Origin of the sequence: Kitasatospora sp. NPDC028055, assembly GCF_040637885.1 — a bacterium.
In the GTDB taxonomy this organism is placed as follows: domain Bacteria; phylum Actinomycetota; class Actinomycetes; order Streptomycetales; family Streptomycetaceae; genus Kitasatospora.
The window spans coordinates 33,820-56,305 of sequence record NZ_JBEZXE010000021.1 but is presented as its reverse complement, the minus strand read 5'-3'; the positions used below and the strand labels follow the sequence as shown (position 1 = coordinate 56,305).

12 protein-coding genes are annotated in these 22,486 nt (G+C 73.4%); 6 read left to right on the top strand and 6 right to left on the bottom strand.

The window, feature by feature from the left end; translation table 11 throughout:
• Positions 1–2: 2 nt before the first annotated feature.
• A complete protein-coding gene (locus AB0F71_RS21525; RefSeq protein WP_360236804.1) occupies positions 3–3,680 on the bottom strand; it encodes a hypothetical protein in 3,678 nt (1,225 codons plus the stop codon).
• A gap of 948 nt (positions 3,681–4,628) precedes the next feature.
• Here AB0F71_RS21525 and AB0F71_RS21520 point away from each other — a divergent pair.
• From AB0F71_RS21520 to AB0F71_RS21505, 4 genes are all read left to right on the top strand, one after another.
• Positions 4,629–10,130: a PA14 domain-containing protein gene (locus AB0F71_RS21520; RefSeq protein ID WP_360236801.1), complete on the top strand. Its 5,502-nt coding sequence runs from the start codon at positions 4,629–4,631 to the stop codon at positions 10,128–10,130.
• Positions 10,131–10,249: 119 nt separating this feature from the next.
• Positions 10,250–11,308 (top strand): RICIN domain-containing protein, encoded by a 1,059-nt coding sequence (locus AB0F71_RS21515; protein WP_360236798.1) that lies wholly within the window; start codon positions 10,250–10,252, stop codon positions 11,306–11,308.
• Between the two features lie 206 nt (positions 11,309–11,514).
• Complete coding sequence (locus tag AB0F71_RS21510; RefSeq protein ID WP_360236795.1) at positions 11,515–12,840, top strand: Tim44-like domain-containing protein; 1,326 nt, start codon at positions 11,515–11,517, stop codon at positions 12,838–12,840.
• Between the two features lie 50 nt (positions 12,841–12,890).
• Positions 12,891–13,808 carry an alpha/beta hydrolase gene (locus AB0F71_RS21505; protein WP_360236792.1) on the top strand — a complete coding sequence of 306 codons (918 nt, stop codon included), beginning with the start codon at positions 12,891–12,893 and terminating at the stop codon, positions 13,806–13,808.
• A gap of 86 nt (positions 13,809–13,894) precedes the next feature.
• Here AB0F71_RS21505 and AB0F71_RS21500 read toward each other — a convergent pair whose 3' ends face one another.
• Positions 13,895–14,836 (bottom strand): hypothetical protein, encoded by a 942-nt coding sequence (locus AB0F71_RS21500; protein WP_360236789.1) that lies wholly within the window; start codon positions 14,834–14,836, stop codon positions 13,895–13,897.
• A gap of 502 nt (positions 14,837–15,338) precedes the next feature.
• On the opposite strand from AB0F71_RS21500, the gene AB0F71_RS21495 reads away from it, so the two are divergent.
• Positions 15,339–16,043, top strand: coding sequence for a DUF4232 domain-containing protein (locus AB0F71_RS21495; RefSeq protein WP_360236786.1), 705 nt, complete (start codon positions 15,339–15,341; stop codon positions 16,041–16,043).
• A gap of 141 nt (positions 16,044–16,184) precedes the next feature.
• A complete protein-coding gene (locus tag AB0F71_RS21490) occupies positions 16,185–17,087 on the top strand; it encodes a hypothetical protein (protein ID WP_360236783.1) in 903 nt (300 codons plus the stop codon).
• A 100-nt stretch (positions 17,088–17,187) separates the two neighbouring features.
• On the opposite strand, the gene lanL is transcribed toward AB0F71_RS21490, so the two are convergent.
• The 4 genes from lanL to AB0F71_RS21470 all read right to left on the bottom strand — a co-directional run bounded on the left by lanL (position 17,188) and on the right by AB0F71_RS21470 (position 22,134).
• Positions 17,188–19,707, bottom strand: a complete 2,520-nt coding sequence (gene lanL / locus AB0F71_RS21485; protein WP_360236780.1) for a class IV lanthionine synthetase LanL — start codon at positions 19,705–19,707, stop codon at positions 17,188–17,190.
• Positions 19,708–19,709: 2 nt separating this feature from the next.
• Entirely contained in the window at positions 19,710–19,877 is a 168-nt protein-coding gene (locus tag AB0F71_RS21480; protein ID WP_360236777.1) for an SflA family class IV lanthipeptide, read from the bottom strand.
• A 211-nt stretch (positions 19,878–20,088) separates the two neighbouring features.
• Positions 20,089–20,469 (bottom strand): CBS domain-containing protein, encoded by a 381-nt coding sequence (locus tag AB0F71_RS21475; RefSeq protein WP_360236774.1) that lies wholly within the window; start codon positions 20,467–20,469, stop codon positions 20,089–20,091.
• Positions 20,470–20,574: 105 nt separating this feature from the next.
• The gene (locus AB0F71_RS21470; RefSeq protein ID WP_360236771.1) at positions 20,575–22,134 is read right to left on the bottom strand and encodes a DEAD/DEAH box helicase; all 1,560 of its coding nucleotides are present in this window, start codon (positions 22,132–22,134) and stop codon (positions 20,575–20,577) included.
• Between the last annotated feature and the right edge of the window lie 352 nt (positions 22,135–22,486).

Below are 22,486 nucleotides of genomic sequence, written 5' to 3'. Positions count from 1 at the left end.
GCTCACTCCCCTGCGAAGGCCCGGCAGTAGGTCTGCCACGGGAAGGACTGCCCCTGCGGTCCGAGCGCGGCCCGGACCGAGGGGTCCGCGGCGGCCGGGGCGCCGGGGAGGGTGGCGCGTTGTCCGACGGAGGGCGGGCAGTTGCCGAAGCACTTGTGGCACTCCAGCGTGAAGGACTTGGAGAAGAAGGTCAGGTCCACGGTGACCACGAGCCGCGCCGAACCGCTCAGCGACCCGCTGGTGGCGTCGTACGTCAGGGCGAGGGTCAGCTCGATCGAGACGCTGATCAGCCCGAGCAGGGAGACGCTGCCGCCGATCCGCAGATAGCCGGTGACCTCGGTGTCGGTCCCGTTCTTGGCGAACACGACGCCGCCGAAGACGTGCACCTCCGCGGAGACGATGACGAAGTCCATCGCGATGGCGGCGCCGAACTCGATCCCGCCGGTGAAGCGTTGCAGGCCGCTGTCGGCCCCGCCGGCGCTCAGGCCGAGTTCCAGGTACCCGCCGCCGCCGAAGCCGGACACCGTGACCAGGAACGGCCGCTCCCGGGTGCCGAACGCGAAGTCCATCAGGAGGGGCCGGCCGGTCAGGGAGAGCGTGACGCCGACCTGGATGGTCAGGTTCTGCAGGCTGAACACCAGCAGGCCGAGGCTGGGGACGGCGACGGTGTACGAGGCCGTGATGCCGGTGGCCGAGGGGTCGATCCTCGGGCCGTCCTCCCCGAACGAGAGGTACCGCTCCAGGGTGGCGAGGAAGCCGAGGTCCCCGCCGAGTGTGACGTCCGAGAGCCGGACCTTGAGGTCCAGCCGTCTGCCGGGGTCGGCGGTGAAGGTCACCGACGGGAAGGTGAGGGTGACGTACGCGGGGGCGTTCGGCTCGGGGACGATCAGCCGGAAGTCCGTGATCACCCCGGTGGCGTGCATCTCCGCTCTGCCGTCGACCAGTTGGGACCTCACGTCGATGCTCAACGAGCAGTCGGGGCCGGGGTGGAACGGTCCGGCGTCCTTCGCCAGCCCCTGGTGCCAGGTCAGCTCCGCGGACGGGGTGGGCGTGCCCTCCCCGGTCCAGACGAGCGTCGGCGGGGCGGAGACGGCCTTGATCAGGCTGCTCAGCGGGACGACGCCGAACAGGGTGGCATCCGGGGCGAACAGCTTGGTGGGATCGGTCCGGAAGGCGTCGCTGACGGCCGGCCCGAGCGTGCGGGAGATCTGCGACACGGTCATGTTGGGCGCCGACAGCCCGCCGACCCGGGCCCCGGCGGCCCCGAAGTCGAGCGGCAGGGGCGTCACGAGCTGGAGCAGCGCGTCGGGTGCCGGGCTGCCCCAGGGCGTGTCGACGAGCGCCTTCGAGACGGTGGCGGGCAGCGCCGGGAGCGGGCCGAGGAGCCGGCGGACGGCCGGCAGGCCGACGGCGAGCTGGGTGACCTGCGGGTAGAAGCCGACTCCGCTGGGGGAGAGCCCGGCACCGGTCCCGCCGAAGGTCATCGACTGCACCTCCTGCACCGCGCCCTCCACGGCTCGGGTCGCCGATGCCATGGCGAGCGGGACGCGGACGCCGATGTCGGACAGCGGGCGGCCGGGGTTCGCGAAGGGCCCGGTGTGCGGGCCCGTCCCGTAGATCCGGTCGAGCGCCGCGCCGTGGTCGGCGCCGGTGGCGGCGTCCTCGACGAACAGCAGCGGCAGGTGCAGCTCCACGGACTGCTGCCCGGCCGTGGCCTGGAGGGTGAACACCACCGGGGCGCCGCCCCTGGTCGGCCAGAAGCACCTCGGCGGGGTGGCCGAGGAGTCCGCCGGGATCCAGGAGGCGTCGTCGAGGCCGCCGGTCTGCCCGGGGTCGATCGAGACGCTCTGGAACGGGAACCGGCGCTCGTGCGGGCCGCCCGCGCCGATGCCGTAGTCGTCGCGGACGGGTTCGGTGACGATCAGGAACGCCTTGCGGTGCAGGGCGGCCACCGAGGGGTCCGTGCCGTCGAACCGGCGGTCGGAGACCTCGATGTAGGCGGCCCGGTGGCCGAACGGGAACAGAGCGCCGGGGACGGACACCTTGACGTGGAAGTCCCGGCCGAGCGCGGCGTCGTGGGCCCACTCCAGCCGGGGCCAGTGGGCGGCGGCGGAGAACCGGGCACCGTAGGCGCTGAGGATCAGTCGGTCGACGGTGAGGGGCACGGCCGGGGAGGCGGCGGCGGCCGAGATGATCCTGTCGTACCAGGTGTCCAGCGGAGTGCCGTGGTCGGTGCCGTCGGCCAGGGACCGCAGGGGATGCGCCGTCAGGTGCCCGTCCGGGCCGGCGATCCGGCTGTGCCACAGTTCGGTGCCGCCGGCCGCGCCGGTGGCGGGCAGGGTGCGGTGGGTGCACCGGGCGTCCGGCTGGAGGGTGAGCAGCAGGTTCCAGGGGACTTCGAGCCGGGCCAGCAGGTCGGCGGTGGTGGCCGTCGTGACGAGCAGCGGCAGGCGGTTCATCGCGTCGAGCAGGCCGGCCACGGTGAGGGTGACCGGATCCGCGCCGACGGCGAAGCACAGGGTCGACGGCCCGGCCAGGAAGCCCCGGGGCGGCTGTCCGGACTCCACCACCGTCTCGGCCAGGTGCTGCGAGGGGAGGTCCACCAGCAGGTGCCCGCCGCCCGGGTCGGCGACCAGTTGCACCGTGCCGTCGGGCAGCGTCCGCTGGTGCAGGCCCTGGCTCCGGACCGTCAGGGTGACCAGGTCCTCGGGGCGCAGCACGGGGTAGCTGTCCGTGGGCGCGGCCGGCAGGTCGAGGAGCTGCCAGTCCTGCCAGCCGCGGTCGAAGCGGCGGTGCATCAGGGCGGTGCCGGACCAGACGGCGAACACGTCGAGGCGGCTGCCGCCGGAGGCGACGGCGGCCAGCCGGGCGCCGGTCGGGCCCAGTGTGCTGGTCGGGGCCCCGGCGGTGAGGTCGCCGCCGAGCTGCTCCCAGCCGAGCCAGGGGTCCAGGGCGGAGTGGTGGAGGCCGCGGTCGCCGCCGAGGAAGACGTCACGCTCCGTCGCGGCGAGGCAGGTGAAGGAGCGTTCGTCGCCGTCGGGGAGCGGACCGAGCGCCTCCCAGGGCGGCGGCCGGTGTGTCGGCGGGGTGTCGCTCTCCAGTCGGGTGTGGAGCAGGAGGTGTTCGCGGGGGTCGGCGAGGAGCAGGTCGACCCGGCCGGGTGCGGTGGCCGTGGCCGCGGCCGCGAGGTGGCCGGGTGGTCGCTCGCCCGTGCGGAGCACAATTGGCCCCTTGCTTGGGTGGGCGTGCAGATGCTCCCAGGTGGGGGCGCCGGTGTCCGGGAGGGTCTCCAGGACGAGGTGGACCTCGCCGGGCCGGCCCGGCACGACCGTGAAGCCGGTCACCGGGCCACGGCCCAGGCCGGGGGCGCCGAGTGACGTCCAGTGCGGGTGCTCCCCGGCGCCCGGGCGCAGGCACCGCAGCTCGCCGTCGGCACCGAGGGCGAACACCTCGACCGGGCGGCCTTCGACCGCTGTCGCGCTCAGCCAGTTGAAGCCGGGGGCGCCGGTGGCCCCGGGGGTGCCGGGCGCGGGCCAGGGGCGGTCCAGGGTGCGCCAGGGGTGCCAGCCGCCGTCGAAGGCCTGGTGCCGTACGGTGCCGTCCTCCGCGCCGACGAAGAGGTGGAGTCTGCCGTGCCCTGGCGAACAGACGGCCAGGGCCCGTGCCGGGTGGGTGTGCATCGGGCGCCCCCAGCAGATTGAACGCAGCAGATTGAACGCAGCAGATGAACGCAGCGGATGAACGCAGCACATGGACACGGCGGATTGACGCCGTGCCGGTCGGCGGGGGCGGAGTACGGACTGCCGGGGCCCGCCAACTCGCGGTGCTTCCAGGCTATTCCCGGTTCGGATGCGGATCAATTCCTGGCCCTGGCCTCGGTCCTGGCCCGCTGCCCCGGCCCGCTGTCCGGGCCGGGCGGCGTCACTGCGCGTAGGCGGACCGGGGACCGCGCCGACGGTCGCGCGCCATCGGCCGGGTGCTCGACGGGCCGTACGGTTCCGGCCAATTGGGGCACCCGCGCCGGGCGGTTCCACAACTCCGCTTAGGGATGCCCAGGGGCACGATCTTTACCATGTCCCTGACAGGAGGGCCGGCGGTGACGGCCGGGCCCTGCGGCGGGTGTTCCGTTTGGCGGCCCGGAGATCCGGTGGTTCCGGCCAAGGTGCACGGCACCTGTTCCCCGGGGCCCGCCGGTCCCGGAGGATGCCAGTCGTTGCGTATGCCTCCCGGTCGGGAGTGCAGGAGCGTTGGCCCGCGCCCTGACGTGTCGCGGGTTCCGGCGGGCGTCGACGGCGTTGGAGGGGGCCTTGTCCAGAGGTGCCGGCATGGCGCGGGGGTCCGCGCGCTCGTGGTTCCGGTGGGTCGTGTTCATGGTGGCGACGGTGTTGGTGGCTTCGCTGGCCCAGGCGGGAGGCCTGCCATCGGCGCAGGCGTCGGCGTCCGCGCCCCTGCCCGAGCCCGCATCCGCGCCCGAGTCCGCCCCGGCGAGGACGGTCCCACGGGACCTGCCGATCCTGTCGGTCCCGTCGGCGGCCGAGCAGAAGCCGCAGGCCGAGGTGGGGCAGCCGAAGGCCGACTTCGCGCCCTTGGCGACGGGCGGGCATCCCCGGCCCGGCGCGCGCGGATCCGTGCGCGCCGCAGCCCCGGCGGCGCCGCAGACCAGTCTGGTGTCCCCGGTCGACGGTGCCGTGGTGGGTACGGAGACGCCCGCGCTGCAGGTGGCCGCGGCCGGTGACGGTGTCCTCTACTGCTTCAAGATCTCCACCGGGTTCGACGGCCGTTCGGGCAGCGTGGTGGACTCCGGCTGCCTCGACCAGCCGCAGTGGACGGTCCCCAAGCACGTGCTGCACGACGGCGGCCGTTACACCTGGACGGCGGCCACCGCGGTGTCCGGCGGGACGACCGCGACGCCGCCGCAGTGGGTCGGGCACTTCACGGTCAACCAGCGGGTCGGCGACCCGGGGCCGGCACCCACCGACCACCTGGGCCCGGTGACGGTGAACCTGTTCAACGGCAACGCCCACGTCGAGGCCGCCGGGCCGGCCTTCCGGACCGTCGGCGGATCGGCGGGGGTGAACCTCGCCTACAACTCCCGGGAGGGCGCCCCGCACGGCGTCCGCACGTCGTACTTCAACGACTCCCGGCACGCGGGCACTCCGGACGCGATCCCCGTGATGGTGCGCGGCGAGTCACAGGTCAACCTGGACTGGGGCATTCCGTGGACCGGCAACCCGGACAACCTGCCGTGGCGTGACAACCCGATGCCGCCCGCCCTGGACAAGAACTGGTTCGTCGTGCGCTGGGAGGGCCAGCTCAAGGCCCCGGTCACCGGGGACTTCCGGTTCGCCGGCGCGCACACCGACGGCGCCCGGATCTGGCTGGGCGACAAGCTCGTCTACGACAACCCCGGGCCCGCCGAGCCCGGCGATGACTTCCTGCTGCCCGGCCCGCGCCAGGACCACGACCTCGCGTTGAAGGCCGGCCAACTGGTGCCGATCCGGGTCGAGCTGTACCACCACTCCGACCAGCGTCCGCGCATGGTGCTGTGGGCCAAGAGCAGCACCGGCACCGACGACCAGCGCGCCCACAACCTGGATCCGAGGATCGTGCCGACGGAGTGGCTGCTCTCCGCGGATTCGCAGGCGCTCCCGGCGGGTTGGACCCTGTCGGCGCAGTCCAGCGGCTACAGCCGGGCCGAGATGCTGGACGGCTCGGTGGTGCTCACCGACGGCGCCGGCGGCAAGCACACCTGGGCCAAGGCCTCCACCGGCGGCTACGCGCCGCCGGTCGGCGAGGACGGGGTGCTCGCCTTCGACACCGCGGGCCGGATCACGCTCACCGAGGGCGACACCGTGTCGCTGTTCAACCCCGACGGCACCCTGGCGGCGGTGGAGTCGGTGCTGGACGGCAAGAAGCCGGCCGCACTGCAGTACGGCTACAGCGGGACGCCACCGCGGCTGACGCAGATCAAGGACCCGGTCTCCGGCCGGTCGCACCAGCTCTTCTACAACACCGATGGCAGCGACGGCTGTTACGGCGGAGTGCCCCGCCCGCCCGGCTCCGACCCGGCCCCGCCGCAGATGCTGTGCCGGGTCCGGTACTGGGACGGCAGCGAGACCAGGCTCTGGTACCAGATGGGCACCCTGGCCCGGGTCGAGAACCCCGGCGCGGTCATGCAGGACTTCGACTACCTGGGCCGGGCCTCGGCCAAGCAGCGCTACGACGAGGCCGGGGACAACGAGGAGGAGAAGCAGAAGGCCCTGGACAGCATCGGGCCGCTGGCCACCATCCGGGGCAGTCTGGCCTACGACTGGGTGGCGCACCAGGCCCCGTCCGCGGCGAATGGCTGCACCAACACCGGTGACACCGCCGCCGCCTGTACGGTGATCGGCTACGACTCCGTGACCGAACAGCCCCAGGAACCGCCCGCCCTGCGCGCGGTGCAGGTGCTGGCACCGGCCCCGGACGGCCGCTCCGGCGACAAACGCGCCGAGCACTTCTACCAGTACTACCTGGAGCGCAAGCAGGCCACCGTGGCCCTGGCCGGGGTGTACGACTCCACCCGCTCCCGCACCGTCACCTACGACGACGCCGGACGCACCCTGGTCACCACCGACTTCACCGGGGCGAGCATCGCCGCGGAGTGGAACACCAAGGACCAGGCCACCGCGGCCGTCGACAGCGCCGGCCGACGCTCCACCACGGTCTACGACCACGCCGACCGCCCGGTCGACAAGTACGGGCCCGCACCGGCCTCCTGCTTCACCGGCCAGATCCCGACACCCGCGTGCGCGGCGACGATGCCGCACACCCGCACCAGCTATGACGAGGGCTTGGCGGGGCTGTCGGCCGCCTTCTACGACAACCCGGAACTGGCGGGCGTCCCGACGGTGTTCGCCACCGGGGTCGGCGCCGCGGACGGGGCACTGTCACGGTCGTGGGGAACGAGCCCACCGGTGCCGAACACCGGTGGCTGGTCCGGGCGCTTCACCGGCGAGTTGCAGTTCCCGGCCGCCGGGCAGTACGGCCTCGGGTTCACCGCGGTCGACGGAGTCCGCCTCTGGGTCGACGACGTCCTGACCGTCGACGGCTGGGGCGACAAACCCGCCACCGCGGTCACCGGCACGTACGCCAACAGCACGGCCGGCAGCTGGCACCGGGTCCGCGTCGACTACTACAACCGCTCCGGCACGACCGGGGCCCTGGCCTTCACCTGGACCCCGCCCGGGGCCGGTGCCCCGGCCCCGGTGCCCGGCACGAACCTCGCGCCCCGCTACGGCTGGGCGACGGGCACCACCACCGACGACACCTCCGGCGGCGGCCAGGAGCGGGCACCGTCCAAGCACAGCACCAGCAGCTACTCGGACCCGGCGGCGGGCATCGACCCGGCGTACGGGCTCACCGTGTCCACCACGGGTGATCCCGGCGGACTGGGTCTGACCGCCCGTACCAGCTACGAGCGCCCGGGCGAGGGATACCTGCGCAAGCTGGCCTCGGCCATGCCCGCCGGTGACCTCGCCAACCCCGACAAGCGCAACACGACCGTCTACTACGGCGACTCCGAGACCCGCGCCAACCCCTGCGACCCGAGCGCTCCGGCCGCCAACCAGGGCGGCATGGCCAGGACCGCCACCGCGGCCAAGCCGGGCAGCGGGGCGGCGCTCACCGGCGAGACGGTGTACGACGAGGCCGGCCGAGTCGTCGCCGAACGTGTCAACGACGAAGCGTGGACCTGCACCGCCTACGACGCCCGCGGACGGGTGGTCAAGCGGAGTTCTCCGGCCTACGGGGACAAGCCCGCACGTACCGTCACCACCGACTACGCCGTCGGCGGTGACCCGCTGACGGCGAGGACGACCGACGAGAACGGCTCGATCACCACGGCGATCGACCTGCTCGGCCAGGAGGTCGGGTACACCGACGCCAACGGCGTCACCTCCACCTCCACCTACGACCAGGTCGGGCGTCTGATCACGGACACCACCACCGTCAAGGGCGTGACCAGCACGGTGGCGTACGCCTGGAACGACGCCAACCAGTTGACCGACGTCAAGGTGGACGGGACCACCGTCGCCACCCCCTCCTACGACGCGGCCACCGAACTGGCCGGAGTCGCCTACGGCAACGGATCCCGCCTGGACTCGCTGGCCCGCAACGGATCGGGCAAGCCGACGGCGCTGACGTGGAGGACAGCCGCGTCCACCGTGGTCGACACGGTGACCCGCTCCCGGGACAACCGTGTCACCGACGACGCGGTGACGGCGGACGGGAAGCCCGCCGCGAACTACTCCTACACCTACGACGCCGTGGGCCGACTCGTCGCGGCGGTCGTCCCGCACCACCGACTCACCTACCGGTTCGACCCGGCCGACGGCTGCGGACCGGCGCAGACGGCGGGGTCGAACACCAACCGCACCGCATCCACCGACAGCCGCGACGGCGGCCTCGCGGTCACCACCGTCTACTGCTACGACGGTGCCGACCGGTTGACGTCCACCAGCGGCGGTCTGACCCTGGCCCTCGCCTACGACACCCACGGGGACACGGTCAGACTCGGGGACGATGCCCTGGGTTACGACTCCACCAGGCGGCACATCCAGACCACGACCGCGTCCGGTACCACCATCTCGTACACCAGGGACCCGGCCGACAGGTTGACGGCCCGTACCGTCACCGGCGCCACCGACGCAGCGAAGAACGGAACCACCCGCTACTCCTACAGCTCCAAGCACGACGACGCGGACCTCGTCCTGGACAAGGACGGCAAGCTGCTGCAACGCATCGTCGCGCTGCCCGGCGGGGTCCTGCTGACCAAGAACTACGACAAGGCCGCCACCACCAACTGGTCCTACCCCAACATCCACGGAGACGTGCTGTTCACCGCGGACGGGGCCGCCACTCGCACCGGTGACATCCGCCTCTACGACCCGTACGGCCAGAACATCGACCCCGGTACGGGTGCCTTCACCGACATCCCCGCCCCCGCGACGGTCGCCGGCGGGATGGACTTCGGGTGGCTGGGCCAGCACGAGCGGCCGGTGGAGCACCTGGCCGGCCAGCAGGCGATCGAGATGGGCGCACGCGTCTATCTGCCGGTCCTGGGGCGGTTCCTGCAGGTCGACCCGGTACCGGGTGGGTCGGCCAACGACTACGACTACGTCAACGCGGATCCGATCAACGGCCTGGACCTCGCCGGAACGTTCAGTTGGAAGTCGGTGGTCCGCGTCGGCACCACCGCAGCGGAAGTGGTGGCCTTCGTGCCGGGTCCGATCGGGACGGTCGCCTCCGGGGTGGCCGTGGCCGGTCAGCTGGCGCAGGGCAACAAGCAGGCCGCGGCGATGGACGCGCTGGGCATGATCCCCGGCGGCAAGCTCGCCGGCACCCTCGCCAGGGACGCTGCCAAGGAATCCTCGACACTCGGCAAAGCAGCCGAGGCCGTCGAGAGGTCGTGCAATTCCTTCGCGCTCGACACCCAGGTCGTGATGGCCGACGGCACTGTCAAATCGATCGGCGACGTCCACGAAGGAGACCAGGTCCGGGCAACGGACCCGGCGACCGGCCACACCGCGGCTGAACCCGTCGCGGACGTGATCACCGGTCAAGGCACCAAGCACCTGATCGACATCGGCATCGAGGGCCCGCAAGCGGTGACGATCACCGCCACGGACGGCCACCCCTTCTGGATCCAGGGTCACGGCTGGGCCGATGCCGGGGAGATCAGGCCCGGTGACCTCATTCGTGGTGGGCCCGGCTCCGGGGTCGTCCGGGTCGCCACGGTCCACGACCGCGGCGAGGTCGTCGGCCAGACCGTCCACAACCTCTCCGTCAGCGGCGTCCACACGTACTACATCCAGGCCGGGGCGGCCCAGGTTCTGGTGCACAACTGCCCGGCCAAACGCCCCTCCACGCCGAACCAGATGAACCAGGAAGTGAACCTCGGGAGCGCCCCGTCGGGAGTCAAGCGGGTCGACAAAGGGATCATTCCGGGCGAGCAGGACCACGTTCACTTCACTGACGGAACGGCGTTGAACAGGGACGGGACCTGGAAGCACGACGGAAACGGAAGTCCGCGGCCGCCGACCAAGAGCCAGCAGAAGTGGCTGGAGGGGCACGGCTGGACGCTTCCCTGATCAATGAACCACCTGGTCTTCGTCCCTTCCTCCGCACAGTCCGGAGCGACGGTCAGAACGAAAGGATCCCACCGATGGAAACCACGCCTGCGAAGCACCCGAGACCCTCGTGGAGAAGGATGGCCGCCGTCGTCGTGGCACTGTTCGCGGCAGTGGGGCTCATGGCCGCCCCCGCCGCCGCGCGGGAGGAGAGCGGCACGTCGCTCACGGCGCTGATCCAGCTGACCTTCACCAACGTCAGCAACGGGAAGCAGCTGGACGTCCTGGACGGCAGCTACGACGACAACGCGCCCGTCTCGGTCAGCCCGGCTCCGGGGTCCGCCACGACGTGGCGCATCAACACGGGCATGAGCTTCGGCTCGGGGTTCGCCATCGTCAACAACACCACCGGCAAGTGCATGGACCTGACCACCGCCCGCTACCAGCTGCGGCAACAGCCCTGTGACGGGCGGGCGTCCGAGCAGTGGTACGTCCAGCCGGTCGCCGGATCGGCGCAGAAGGCGTTCAGGATCCGCCAGGTCGGCGACAACACCTGCCTGACGGTCCAGATACCGCCCGGCATGGACAACTGGGCGTACACCTACCGCTGCGACAACACGCCGTACCAGCAGTGGACGCTGCCCGCCGAGGTCTACCAGACGGCGTGGAACCTCGCCGTGGACTACGCGGCCGCCCGGTGCAACAAGGACACGGCGACCTGCTCGTGGTCCACGGCCAGTCAGACACCGCCGTTCACGCTGCCGGAGGCGTGCGTCTCCCCGATCTGGTTCAACGACACCTCGACCACGATCCCGTGGGAGTTCTCGCTGAGCACCACCACGGGGTGGACCAACACCATCGGCTTCAAGCTGGGCGGGAGCCTGAGCGTCGGCGGAAACATCGGTCTCGCCAACGTCACGCTCGCAGTCACCGGCGAGATCAACGGTGCGACCACGGTGGACCTCAAACAGGAACTGGGCAGCAAGCTGACCGTGAGCGTGCCCCCGCGCCAGTACGGGTGGGTCACGCTGTCCGAGCTGGCCACCAAGGCCACCGGGACCTGGACGTTCGACGCCCAGGGCTTCCCCTGGACCGCCGACGACACCATCACCGTGCCCCTCAAGTACGACACCAAGGGCGGCGCGAGCATCTACAGCGCACGGACCAGGCCCACGTTCACCAACTGCGCCGGAACGTAGCAGCGCCACCGGGCGCGGGGAGCAGGGCAGGGGGTGTGGTGGCCAGGGCCACCACACCCCCCTCGTCGCGTTGTGTGACCGGCCGGGGGCAGTGTGCGAAGGCGTCCGACCGGGCCGACGGCGTGGGCGACGCTGCTTGTAGGCTCGTACGGAACAGCTCGGATTCTTGAAGGGGGAGCCCGGTGCGCGCCCGTCGGTGGACAACTGTGGTTGCTGGAGTCGTCACGCTGAGCAGCCCGGCGGTGGCGTACGCCCGCGGCGGGGGCGGTAGCCACGGGTTCAGCGGTGGGGGCAGCCATGGTGGTGGGGGCGGTGGCAGCCACGGCAGCGGCTTCCACGGCTCGACCGGCGGCGGCTTCGGTTTCGGTTTCGGCTCCGGAGTCGGCAGCGGTGGCGGCGGGCTCGTCCTCCTGCTGGTGATCGTGGCCGTCCTCCTCCTGGTCCTGTGGATCATGTACCGGCGCCGGAGGACGGCGCAGGCGGTCGGTCTGAACACGGTCTCGGACCGTACGGCGCACCGCGCGGACGAGCAGGCGCGCGAGCGCGCCGCCCAGGTCGGGGCCCGGGTCGACGCCATCGCCGACACGGACGCGACCTTCGACCGCGCCGCGCTCGAGAGCCGGGCCGGCTGGCTCTACGTGACCGCCCAGAACGCCTGGACCCGGCACGACCACGCCACGTTGCAGCAGATCCTGTCCCCGGTGCTCTACGGCAAGTGGGCCGACCAGCTGCGCGACTACGCGTCACGCGGCGAGGTCAACGTCGTGGAGATCGTCTCCGGCCCGGTGGTCGAGCTGGTCGACGTCGCGAATCGCGCGGGCGAGGAGAACGACACCGTCACCTTCCGGGTCACCGCCACGCTCCGGGACTACGTACGCCGCGGCGACGGCGCGGATGCCGTCCGAAAGGACGGCTCGACGCGACCGGTCGAGTACTGGACGCTGCGCAAGAACCGGGCCGGGGAGTGGATCGTGTCGTCGGTGGAGCAGGCGGCCGAGGGTGCGCACCACCTGACCGGTGCCATCGAGACGGACGGCTGGGACCAGAAGGAGGTCGCCCGCGAGGCGGTCCTCGAGGTGGCCGGCCGGACCGCGGTCCAGGGCGCGGGCGACATCCTGTCGCTCACCAACATCTCGTGGAGCACGGATGCCGACACCGCCGTCGGCGATCTGAGCGTGCTCGACGGCCGGTTCGACAGGGCGGTGCTCGAGGTGGCCGTCGAGCGGTTCCTCGAGGAGTGGGTGATGAACGACGGCAGCCTGGACTTCACCTCCGTCCGCACGGTCGACCGAACCGTCATGCGTGACGCCGTCGTCAGGTCCGTCACGGTGCGTTCGCTGGTCTCACGCGAGCCGATCGTCTTCCGCGTCGCGGTCGACGCGGAGGGCGTCTACTACGAGGTCGACCGTCGCACCGAGCAGGTGCTCCGCGGCGACGCGCGCGAGCGCCGGCCGATCACCTTCGCGTTCGACCTCCGGCTGGACGACACCTCGACCAAGGCGTGGACCGTGATCGCCACCCGCGTGGAGTAGGGGCGTCGAGGAAGCAGGCGTGACGTCAACTGGCGTGCGAGCATGGCCGGATGACTGCGAGCATCGAAGAGGCACTCGACCTGCACCGGGTGACGACACCGGTTCTGGAGATCGCCTACCACCGGACCGGTGGGCGCCGCCGGGAGACCGACGCCCCGGTGATCCTGCTGCACGGCTTCCCCTACGACGTGCGGGCCTACGACGAGGTGGCGCGGCTGCTCGCCGAGGGCGGCCGGGAGGTCCTGGTGCCGTACCTGCGGGGCTTCGGGCCGACCAGGTTCCTGGACGGGGGCACGCCGCGCAGCGGTGAGCAGGCGGCGCTCGGGCAGGACCTGGTGGACTTCATGGACGCGCTGGGGATCGAGCGCGCCGTGCTCGCGGGCTACGACTGGGGCGGGCGGGCGGCCTGCGTCGTGGCGGCCACCAGCCCGGAGCGGGTCCACGGCCTGGTGGCGGCGGGCGGCTACACCGTCCAGGACATCGCGGGTGCGACGGAGCCGGCCGCCCCGGAGGCGGAGCACAACTTCTGGTACCAGTACTACTTCCACTCGGAGCGCGGGCGGCTGGGGCTGGAGCGCAACCGCGAGGAGCTGTGCCGGCTGCTCTGGCGGCTGTGGTCGCCGACCTGGGCGGGGGCGGAGGAGGCGTTCGCGGCCTCGGCGGCCAGTCTGCACAATCCGGACTTCGTCGCGGTGACGGTCCATTCCTACCGGCACCGCTACGGCCTGGTGGAGGGGGATCCGCGCTACCGGGCGCTGGAGGAGCGGCTGGCGGCCCGGCCGCCGGTCGGGGTTCCGACGGCGGTGCTGGTGGGCGGCGACAACGGGGTGATCGCGCCCGCCGACCAGACCGGCACCGAGCGGTTCACCGGCCCGTGCGAGCTGCGGACCCTGCCCGGGGTGGGGCACAACGTGCCGCAGGAGGCGCCGGCGGCCTTCGCCGAGGCGGTGCTGAGCCTGGGGTGCTGAGCCCGTTGGGGTGCTGAGGCCCGGGGTGAGCCGTGTGGGGGCCGGACGGGCTCCCGTCCGGCCCCCACGGCTTCACCGGGCGGCCGTCAGCCGTGCGTCACGCACTTGTTGGCGCTGTTGGACCACAGGCCCTGGAGGTCGAAGGTGCCGGTGCTCAGGGTGACGTAGGCGTCGAGGTTCTGGCACGCGTCGCCGATCTCACCGCCGCCGCCGTTCCAGCCGATGCTGGGCCAGAAGTCGGTGACCGTCTCCGCGTACTCGTGGGTCTCGGTGGACTCGATGCCGGAGAGCAGCCGGCCGTCGGTGAAGGTGGTGCAGGCGCCCGCCCCGTTGTCGGGGATGTACGGCAGGTTGGTGTACGCCAGGGTGCCGTAGGAGCTGCTGGTCTTGTCGTGCCAGGCGCAGAAGCCGGAGTTGGGGAAGCCGTCCGGGTGGGTGCCGGTGGGGGACACCACCACGTACTGGGCGTTGAGGTTGGGCGCCTGGGTGGTGTTGCCGAAGTGGGCGGCGGCCTTGCCGGCCTCGGCGGCGATCTGGGCGGCGGTGGCGTTGGCCGGGGTGGCGGCGGCGTTGTCGAACCAGACTCCGGCCAGGGGGGAGGAGGCCGGGTGCTGGACGTGGGTGCCCTTGGTGCCGCAGGTGGTGGTGCCCTTGGCGACGCCCTCGCAGTACTGGCTGAGGATGGTGCCCCAGGTGTCCTGGCTGCCGTAGAGGCCCTTGAACATGTTCTGCATGTCGGGGGCGACCCCGGCCGGGTCGGAGGACCACTGGGAGCCCCAGAACACCAGGTACACCTTGGGGGTGGGGGAGACCACGCCCTGGGTGGCGGAGGAGCGGACCGAGAGGGTGTTGCCGGAGGTCGCGGTCGGGCTCTTGGTGGTGGTGCCGGGGTGGAGCGGCTTGGCTCCGAAGTGGGCGGCGGCCGGGGCGGGTTGTGCCTCGGCGCCGGCGGCCAGGGTGGTGGTGCCGAAGGCGGCCAGGGCCAGTGCCGTGAGGGTGTGGGCGGCGGCCTTGAGGGGGGTGCGCATGCGTCTGCTCCCGAGTGTGAGGGTGTGGGAGGTTCGTCCGTACGGGCCTGCGGGACTACGGGCCTGTGGGCCCGCGGGCCGGGTCCGGACACCACATCAACTCGGCCGTCCGTCCGTCCAGATGGTGGGCGCGCGGGCGGGGAACCCTTTGCCGTGCTCATACCAAGTCCTTGTCGCGGCGGCGGCGGCGGGGCAGGGCGGGGCGGGGCGGGGCTGGGGCGGGGGTGGGACGGCGGCGGAGCACCGCCTCCGCCACCGGCACCTACCCCGAACTCCTGCACGGCCACCCGGACTTCCGCCAGCTGGCGGGCCACCACCGGTCGGGCTGACCGATCATCACCGGGCGGGTGTTGTCAACCGGCCCGTCCCCGAACGGGTGTCACAGTCCCGTCCCTGTCATGTCCTGGTGATTGTGACGCCGGGTGTGCCACCGAATACCGGTGGGCCGACGTCCTGTGAAGTGTTCCAGGCAGTCAGCACACACCGTCATCGGGGAGCCGCCATGTCCGTCCGCCACCGTCGTCCGCTGCTCGTCGCCACCGTTCTCGCCGGCGCGGGGCTGGCGTTGACCGCCTGCGGGCCCGACAACACCGACCCGGCCGCCGGGCCGGCGCCCTCCGCGAGCAGCACGGTGGCCGCGAAGCCGACGGCGGGCGGTGCGGCCACGGCGGGCGCGCCGACCACGGGCACGGGCTCGCGCCCGGCCACGCACGCGCCGTCCGGCGGCAGCACCAAGTCCGGATCCGGGTCCGCGGCCGGTGGCCCGTGCGACGTCCAGCACCTCTCGATCCACGTGTCGGCCCGCTCCGGGGCGCCCAGCCAGCGGGTGATCGAGGTGCAGAACACCGGCGGGAGCTCCTGCAGCCTCAGCTCCTCCCCGGGCGTCGACCTCGGCAACGCCACCGCGCGCGACCGGAGCAAGAACATCAAGCCGATCCTCGCCAGCGGGACCACGCGGTTCACCGTCGCGGCGGGCCAGAAGGCCTACGCGGTGATCGACCTCGACCCGAGCGGCGCCACCACCGGTACCGCCCCCGGCATCGACGAGCTCAACGTGCTGGCCGACGACGAGGGCACCAACATGCCCCTGTCGAGCACCCAGAACTTCCCGCTCGGCGCCGGCGCCAAGGTGCTGGAGCCCAAGATGAGCATCTACCGGGGCACCGTGGCGGAGGCCGTCACCTCCATGACCGCCGCCCCCAACTGAGCGGGACCTCGAGCGCCGTCCGGGGCAGGCCGGGCTCCGACCCTCGAATCGAGGGTCGCCTGACCTGCGGGAACGGCTGGATCGCCGGGCCGAGCCCGGGATCTGGGCGTGTCGGGCGGGCGGACGGGGTACCCGAAGTGCATGGCAGTCTTCCGAAAGCCGGGGCGCTTCAAGCGGGCGGGCCGTTCCGGTCCGGCGCGTCCCGAGCCTGTTCCCCGGTCCGGATCCGGTCCGGAGGGGGGTCTGGCCGAGGGCCTCGCCGAGCTGGTGGAGGAGGCCGAGCGGCCCACCGGGGCCTGGCAGGTCGCCGAGTACCACGCGGAGCGCGGGCGGGGGCGGGCGCTGGTGGCGGGCGTGGCGGGGCGGCTGGGCAGCGGGGGCCGGCTGGCGGCCCGCGGCGCGGCGCTCGGCGGCAAGGCGCTGGCCGAGCAGCTGGTGCGCACGGCGCCACGGATCCCGGTCCGCGACCTCGCGACCCTGCGCTCCCAGCACCCGGACGCGGCCGACCCCGAGCAGCTGGCCGATCTGCTGGTGTCCGGTGCCACCCGGGCCTCCGCCGCCCTCGGCGCGGGCGTCGGGGCCGCGGCCATGCTGCCGGTGCCGCCCGCGATGCCGCTGGAGATCGCGGCCGAGACGCTGGCGGTGGCGGCCGTGGAGGTGAAGCTGATCGCCGAGCTGCACGAGGTCTACGGCGTCCCGGCGCCGGGCAGTGCCACCCAGCGGGCCGGGGCCTACCTGGGGGCCTGGGCGAACCGCCGGGGGATCGACGCGATGCTGCTGACCCGCCCGGCGGGCTTCGCGGCGCTGGCCCTGGGCGCGGAGGTGCGCCAGCAGGTGCGGCGCCGGCTCACCCGCAGTTGGGTGCGCCGGTTGCCGTCCGTGACCCCGCTGCTGCTGGGCGCGGGCATCGGCGCGACGGTCAACCGGCGGGACACCCGGCGGCTGGCCGGGCAGGTCCGGGACGACCTGCGGTCGCGGCCGCCGACGGACCGCGGGTACTGGGCGGCGGCCGGGCCGGCGGTCGAGGGCGAGGTCCTTCCGTGACCCCTCGCCCGGGACAGGCCGAGCGCCCTCGCCCGGCACAGGTTGAGCGCCCTCGCCCGGGACGGGCCGAGCGGGAGCGTTGACGGCCGGCCGGGCGCGGTCAGTCGAGCAGGCCGAGCCGTGGTCCGCCCCGCTCGTGCAGCCGGCGGAGGAAACCGAGCACTCCGGCGGAGCCGCCGGCCCAGGTGGCGCTCGGCCGGGCCAGGCCGGCGTCCGGGAACACCGGACGGGACGGCGGGCCGCCGCTGCGGCTCAGCAGGATCGCCGCGACGGTGCCGGCGGCGTCCCAGAACTCCTCGGCTCCGGTACCGCCACCTGACTCGGTCCCGGAGCCGGACGCGACGGCGACGTCCACCAGCAGCTCGCCGACCCCGGCCAGCCCGCAGCACTGGGTGACCAGCGGCATCCGGGGCGCGAGCGCGGCACAGGTGCGGGCGGTCCGCCGGGCGAGGTCCAGGTACCCGGGTTCGGCCAGCCGGTCGGCGGCCCGGACCAGCACCGATCCGACCCCGGCCAGGCCCCGGCACCAGGAGCCGTAGCGGCGGGTCGCCCCCGGCGCGGTGGCCCGGGCGATCAGCCCTGGGGTGTCGGCGGCGAGTCGGGCGCAGGCCTGCTCGGCCCGGTGCCGGTCGGCCGGATCGCCGCTGGAACTCCCGTACTCCAGCAGGAAGTAGGCGACGCCCGCGGTGCCGTGCGCCAGGCCCTCGCGCAGTGCGGCACTGCCGGGAGTGTCGGCCCCGGCGGGTGACAGGCGGGCCCGGCCGGTGGCCAGCAGCCGGGCGCACTCGGCGGCGACGGCGAGGTGCCGGTCCCGCCCGGCGGGGTGGGACCGGGCGAGCAGCAGTCGGCCGACGCCGATCCCGGCGACGCCCTCGATCAGGTCGGCCTCGGGCGGTCCGCCGTCCGGACCGCGGGTGGGCAGGTCCTCGCCCCCGCCGGCGGGCAATCCGGCCCGGGCGAGGAACAGTTCGACCCCGGTGCGGCCCGAGTAGAACCCCGGGGACAGCCGCCGGGACTGCCCCGCCGTCCACTCGGCCAGCGCCGCCACGGCCTCCGGCACCCCGGGCCGGTGGAGGTGGTGGAGCAGCTCCAGGCCGAGCCCGGCGCTGCCGCCGTAGACGTCGATCGGCGTCGGGACGGCCGCCCGGGCGGCGAGCACCGGGTCGGCGATCCGGTGCGCCTCGGCGACGCAGTACGCGGTGGTGTGCTCGACGACCGCGCGGAGCCGGTCGGGGGCGAGCCGGGTCCGGCGCGGTACCGGCGGGGATGGAGTCCCGACAGCCGGGCCACCGCGGAGCCGGGCCGCACCGGTGGTGCGGACGGCCGGGTCCGGGCTGGTCAACTCGGCGATCAACGCGCGGAGTTGCCGGTGCTCCCGGCCGGGCAGTGCCCAGGCCAGCCCGGTCAGGGTGCGGTCCCGGTTGACGGCGGTGTCGCCGTCGACGATCACCGGGTCCAGCCCGGTGGCGGCGAAGCCGAGGGTCGCGCCCAGGGCGTGGAAGTCGTCGGCGGGCCGCGCGGGTTGCCCGGCCGGGCGCCGCACCGGGTCGCTGTAGCCGGGTGTCGAGCCGTCCGGGCCGGCGCCGTCCAGCGCGCTGATCCCGAAGTCGACCAGGTGGCAGCGGCCTTCGGCGTCCAGCGCGATGTTGTCGGGTTTCAGGTCGCGGACGACCACACCCCGGCGGTGGATGCCGTCCAGCAGGCGCAGCAGCCGCAGGGCCAGTTCGGCGAGCCGGGCGGCCTCGTACGGGCCGTGCTCCTGGACGTCCCGGCGCAGGTCCCGGTCGCCGCAGCTGGTCATCACCAGGTACTCGTCCGAGCGGTGCCGGAAGGCGTCGAGGGCCCGGGGCACGCCGGGGAGGCCGTCGAGGGCGGTGAGCACCGCCCGCTCGTTGCGCAGCCGGTCGCGGGCGTCCGCACCGGACTCGTCCTCGGCCACGAAGGCCCGGGCCTGCTTGACCACCACGGGCCGCCCGGTGGTCAGGTCCACCGCCCGGTAGACGTTGCCCTGCGGTTTGCGGGCGATGCCGCCGGTGATCCGGTAGCGGCCGCCGCCGAGGCCGGGGGAGTCCTGGGGCGGCGCCGCCTTGCGCGGGAACGGGTCCTCGGCCCAGGGCGGGCACCGGTAGGAGCCGGCCGCCAGCCCGTCGAAGGCCCGGCCGTCGGGGCCGACCATGACGGACTCCAGGCGCCCGCCGCGCCCGGTGCGGTAGTCGCCGGTGAAGGGCCCGTAGCGGTAGTAGACGGGCGCGTCGGGGTCGACCCGCCGGTCGCTCACGACCTGCGGTCCCTGCTGCCCGCGCAGTGCCGCGACCAGTTCCCCGGCCAGCGCGACGGCGGTGCACGGCGCCGGGTAGACGGTGAGCGCCTTCCCGACCGAAGCGGCGCTCCGGGTGCCGGAGTTGAGCTCCCGCAGCACCTCCGGGCCGCTGGCCCACTTGGCGTGGCAGACGTACCGGGCCAGTACCGGCAGGGCAAGGGCGAGTACGGTGTCGAGCCCGCCGGGGCGGGCCGAGACGTGCAGTTTCCAACCGTGTTCCACCGCCGGCATCCGCGGGTCGTTCAGGTACGACCAGGTCTCGTCGGACCAGCCGCTGCGGCCGGCGATGGAACCGGTCACCGTCAGGAGTTGAAGTCGCAGGCGAAGCGGGTGGTGGCGGTCACCCACGGGTCGGCGAGACACGCCGTGGCCTCGCGGTCGCCGCGGTCGTCGTCCTCGAACGCGATGGTCTCGTCATCGACCAGCAGCGGACCCGCGTCGCGGACCTCGTCGATCATGGCTCCGGGCATGGGAAACCTCCAGATCTTGTGGTGCCTCCGGTGATGGTGCGGGCCGCGGCCCCTGCGGCTGACCGAGCGGGCCGGGATCCCGAAGCACGAAGGTAGGGAGGAACGTTCCGCCTGACAAGGGGTCAGGACGCACCAACTCCACTTCCTGGACACATTCGTGGAGGATCCGTAAACACCGGACGGCCGTCCGGCCCAGGCCGCCCCCGAGCGCCTAGAGGCTGAGCAGGCCGACGGCGTGGCCGTCGGGATCGACCACCGGCCAGGTGGTCAGGCCGCGGGCGCTCATGGCGGAGGCCGCGGTGGCGGCGGGCATGTCGGCGGTGGCGAACGGGGCGCGGTCGAAGGCGATGTCACGGACCGGGGTGCGCTCGGTGGACCGGGTGCGGTTCTGGAACGGGGCGAGGTGCAGGCGGGTCAGCAGCCCGGCGCAGCGGCCGTCGTCGTCGCGCACCAGGAGGTGGTCGGCGCCGGAGCTGTGCAGGATGTGGATCGCCACGTCGAGCATGACGTCGTCGCTGATCTGCAGCTCGGGGCCGGTCATGAGGTCGCGGACCGTGGTGGTGGTCGCGGGGCGTTCGAGGGTGAGGGCCATGGGGGCTCCGTGGTGTCGTTTCCGCCGGGGCCGGCGGTGGTCGGGGTGCTGGCGGCGGGACGGCCGCCGGGGCCCGGACCGTGGGAGCGGTCCGGGCCTGCTTTCCTAGGCGGCGAGGGCGACGCGCCGGGGTGCCCGGCGGCGGCTGGAGGAGGCCTGGGTGGCGCGGCTCGCTCCGTCGGCGCGGGTGCCGCCGCCGGCGGGGGCGGGACGGCCGCGGCGGCCGCGGTTCGTGGCCGCGCCGCGGCGGGGGCGTTCGACGACGGGGTCGGCGATGACGACCGGCACGCCGGTGGGGACGCGGGCGCCGGTGATGCGGGCCAGGTCCTCGTCGCCGGCGCTCACGCGGGTGGTGACGGGGGTGATCCCGGCGGTGGTCATCAGACGGGCCGTCTGGCGGCGCTGGCTGGGCAGGACGAGGGTGACGACGGTGCCGGACTCACCGGCCCGGGCGGTGCGGCCGCCCCGGTGGAGGTAGTCCTTGTGGTCGGTCGGCGGGTCCAGGTTGACGACGAGGTCGAGGCCGTCGACGTGGATGCCCCGGGCGGCGACGTTGGTGGCGATCAGCGCGGTGACCTGGCCGGTGCGGAACTGCTCCAGGGTCCGGGTGCGCTGGGGCTGGGACTTGCCGCCGTGCAGGGCCGCGGCCTTCACCCCGTTGGCGAGCAGGTCCTCCACCAGCGCGTCGGCTCGGTCCCGGGTGTCGGTGAACATGATCACCCCGCCGTCGCGGGAGGCGATGTGGGCGATCGTGGCGTCCTTGTCGAAGTTCTGCACGTGCAGCACGTGGTGCTCCATGGTGCTGACCGCCGCGGCGGACGGGTCCACCGAGTGGGTGACCGGGTCCTTGAGGAAGGTCCGCACGAGGCGGTCGACGTTGCGGTCCAGGGTGGCGGAGAACAGCATCGTCTGACCGCCTTCGGCGACCTGTTCCAGCAGTTCGGTGACCTGCGGCAGGAAGCCCATGTCGGCCATCTGGTCGGCCTCGTCGAGGACGGTGACGCCGACCCCGTCGAGCTGGCAGTCGCCGCGCTGGATCAGGTCCTTGAGCCGGCCGGGGGTGGCCACCACGACCTCCGCCCCGCGGTTGAGTGCCTGCGCCTGGCGGCCGATCGACATCCCGCCCACCACGGTCACCATCCGCAGCCGCAGCGCGTGCGCGAACGGGGTGAGAGCGTCGGTGACCTGCTGGGCGAGCTCGCGGGTGGGGACCAGCACCAGGGCCAGCGGGCGGCGCGGCTCGGCGCGTCGGCCGGCGATGCGGGCCAGCACGGCGAGGCCGAACGCGATGGTCTTGCCGGAGCCCGTCCGACCACGTCCGAGGACGTCCCGTCCGGCCAGCGAGTTGGGCAGCGTCGCGGCCTGGATCGGGAACGGAGTGGTGAGGCCCTGGCGGGTCAGCACCGACAGCAGTGCCTTGGGCATGTCCAGCTCGGCGAAGGACTCGACGGCCGGGAGCGCCGGGGTGGTGCTCACCGGCATCGCGAACTCGCCCTGCGGAGAAGGACTCTGGCGGGCGCTACGGCCGCGGGCGGGCCGGTCTCCGTAGAAGGAGCTGCCGCCGGAGCGGGAGGACGAGGAGGAGCGGGAGTATGCCGAGGACCGGGAGGACGCCGAGGAGCGGGAGTTGGCGTTCTGGTACGAGGAGCGACTGGAGCGGTTCATGTGAGACCTTCCTGGGGCGGCACGTCGCGAGGAAGCTCCGCAGCGCGAGGCGCCGGCAGGAGGCCACAAGGAACGGGCCGAAAGTGTGGAGAGCGGGGCGTGGACGGTGGAACCGTGCGGCACGTCACCTACGGTCGGCCGCTCACCGCGGAGGGCGGGAGCGGAGAACCTCGAACCGTGAGCTGTCACGGCGGGGCGGCGATCCGGACGCGGCGCTGGGCGTCTCGCGTGGGGACGGCCGCCGGGTGGCGGGGCCAGGGGGCCGGAAACAGCCGGGGAAGCGCGTCGTGGCGCAATGCCGAGGGGCCCGCACCGGGCATCATGTACGCGGTGCGGGCCCCTCGCTACCAGG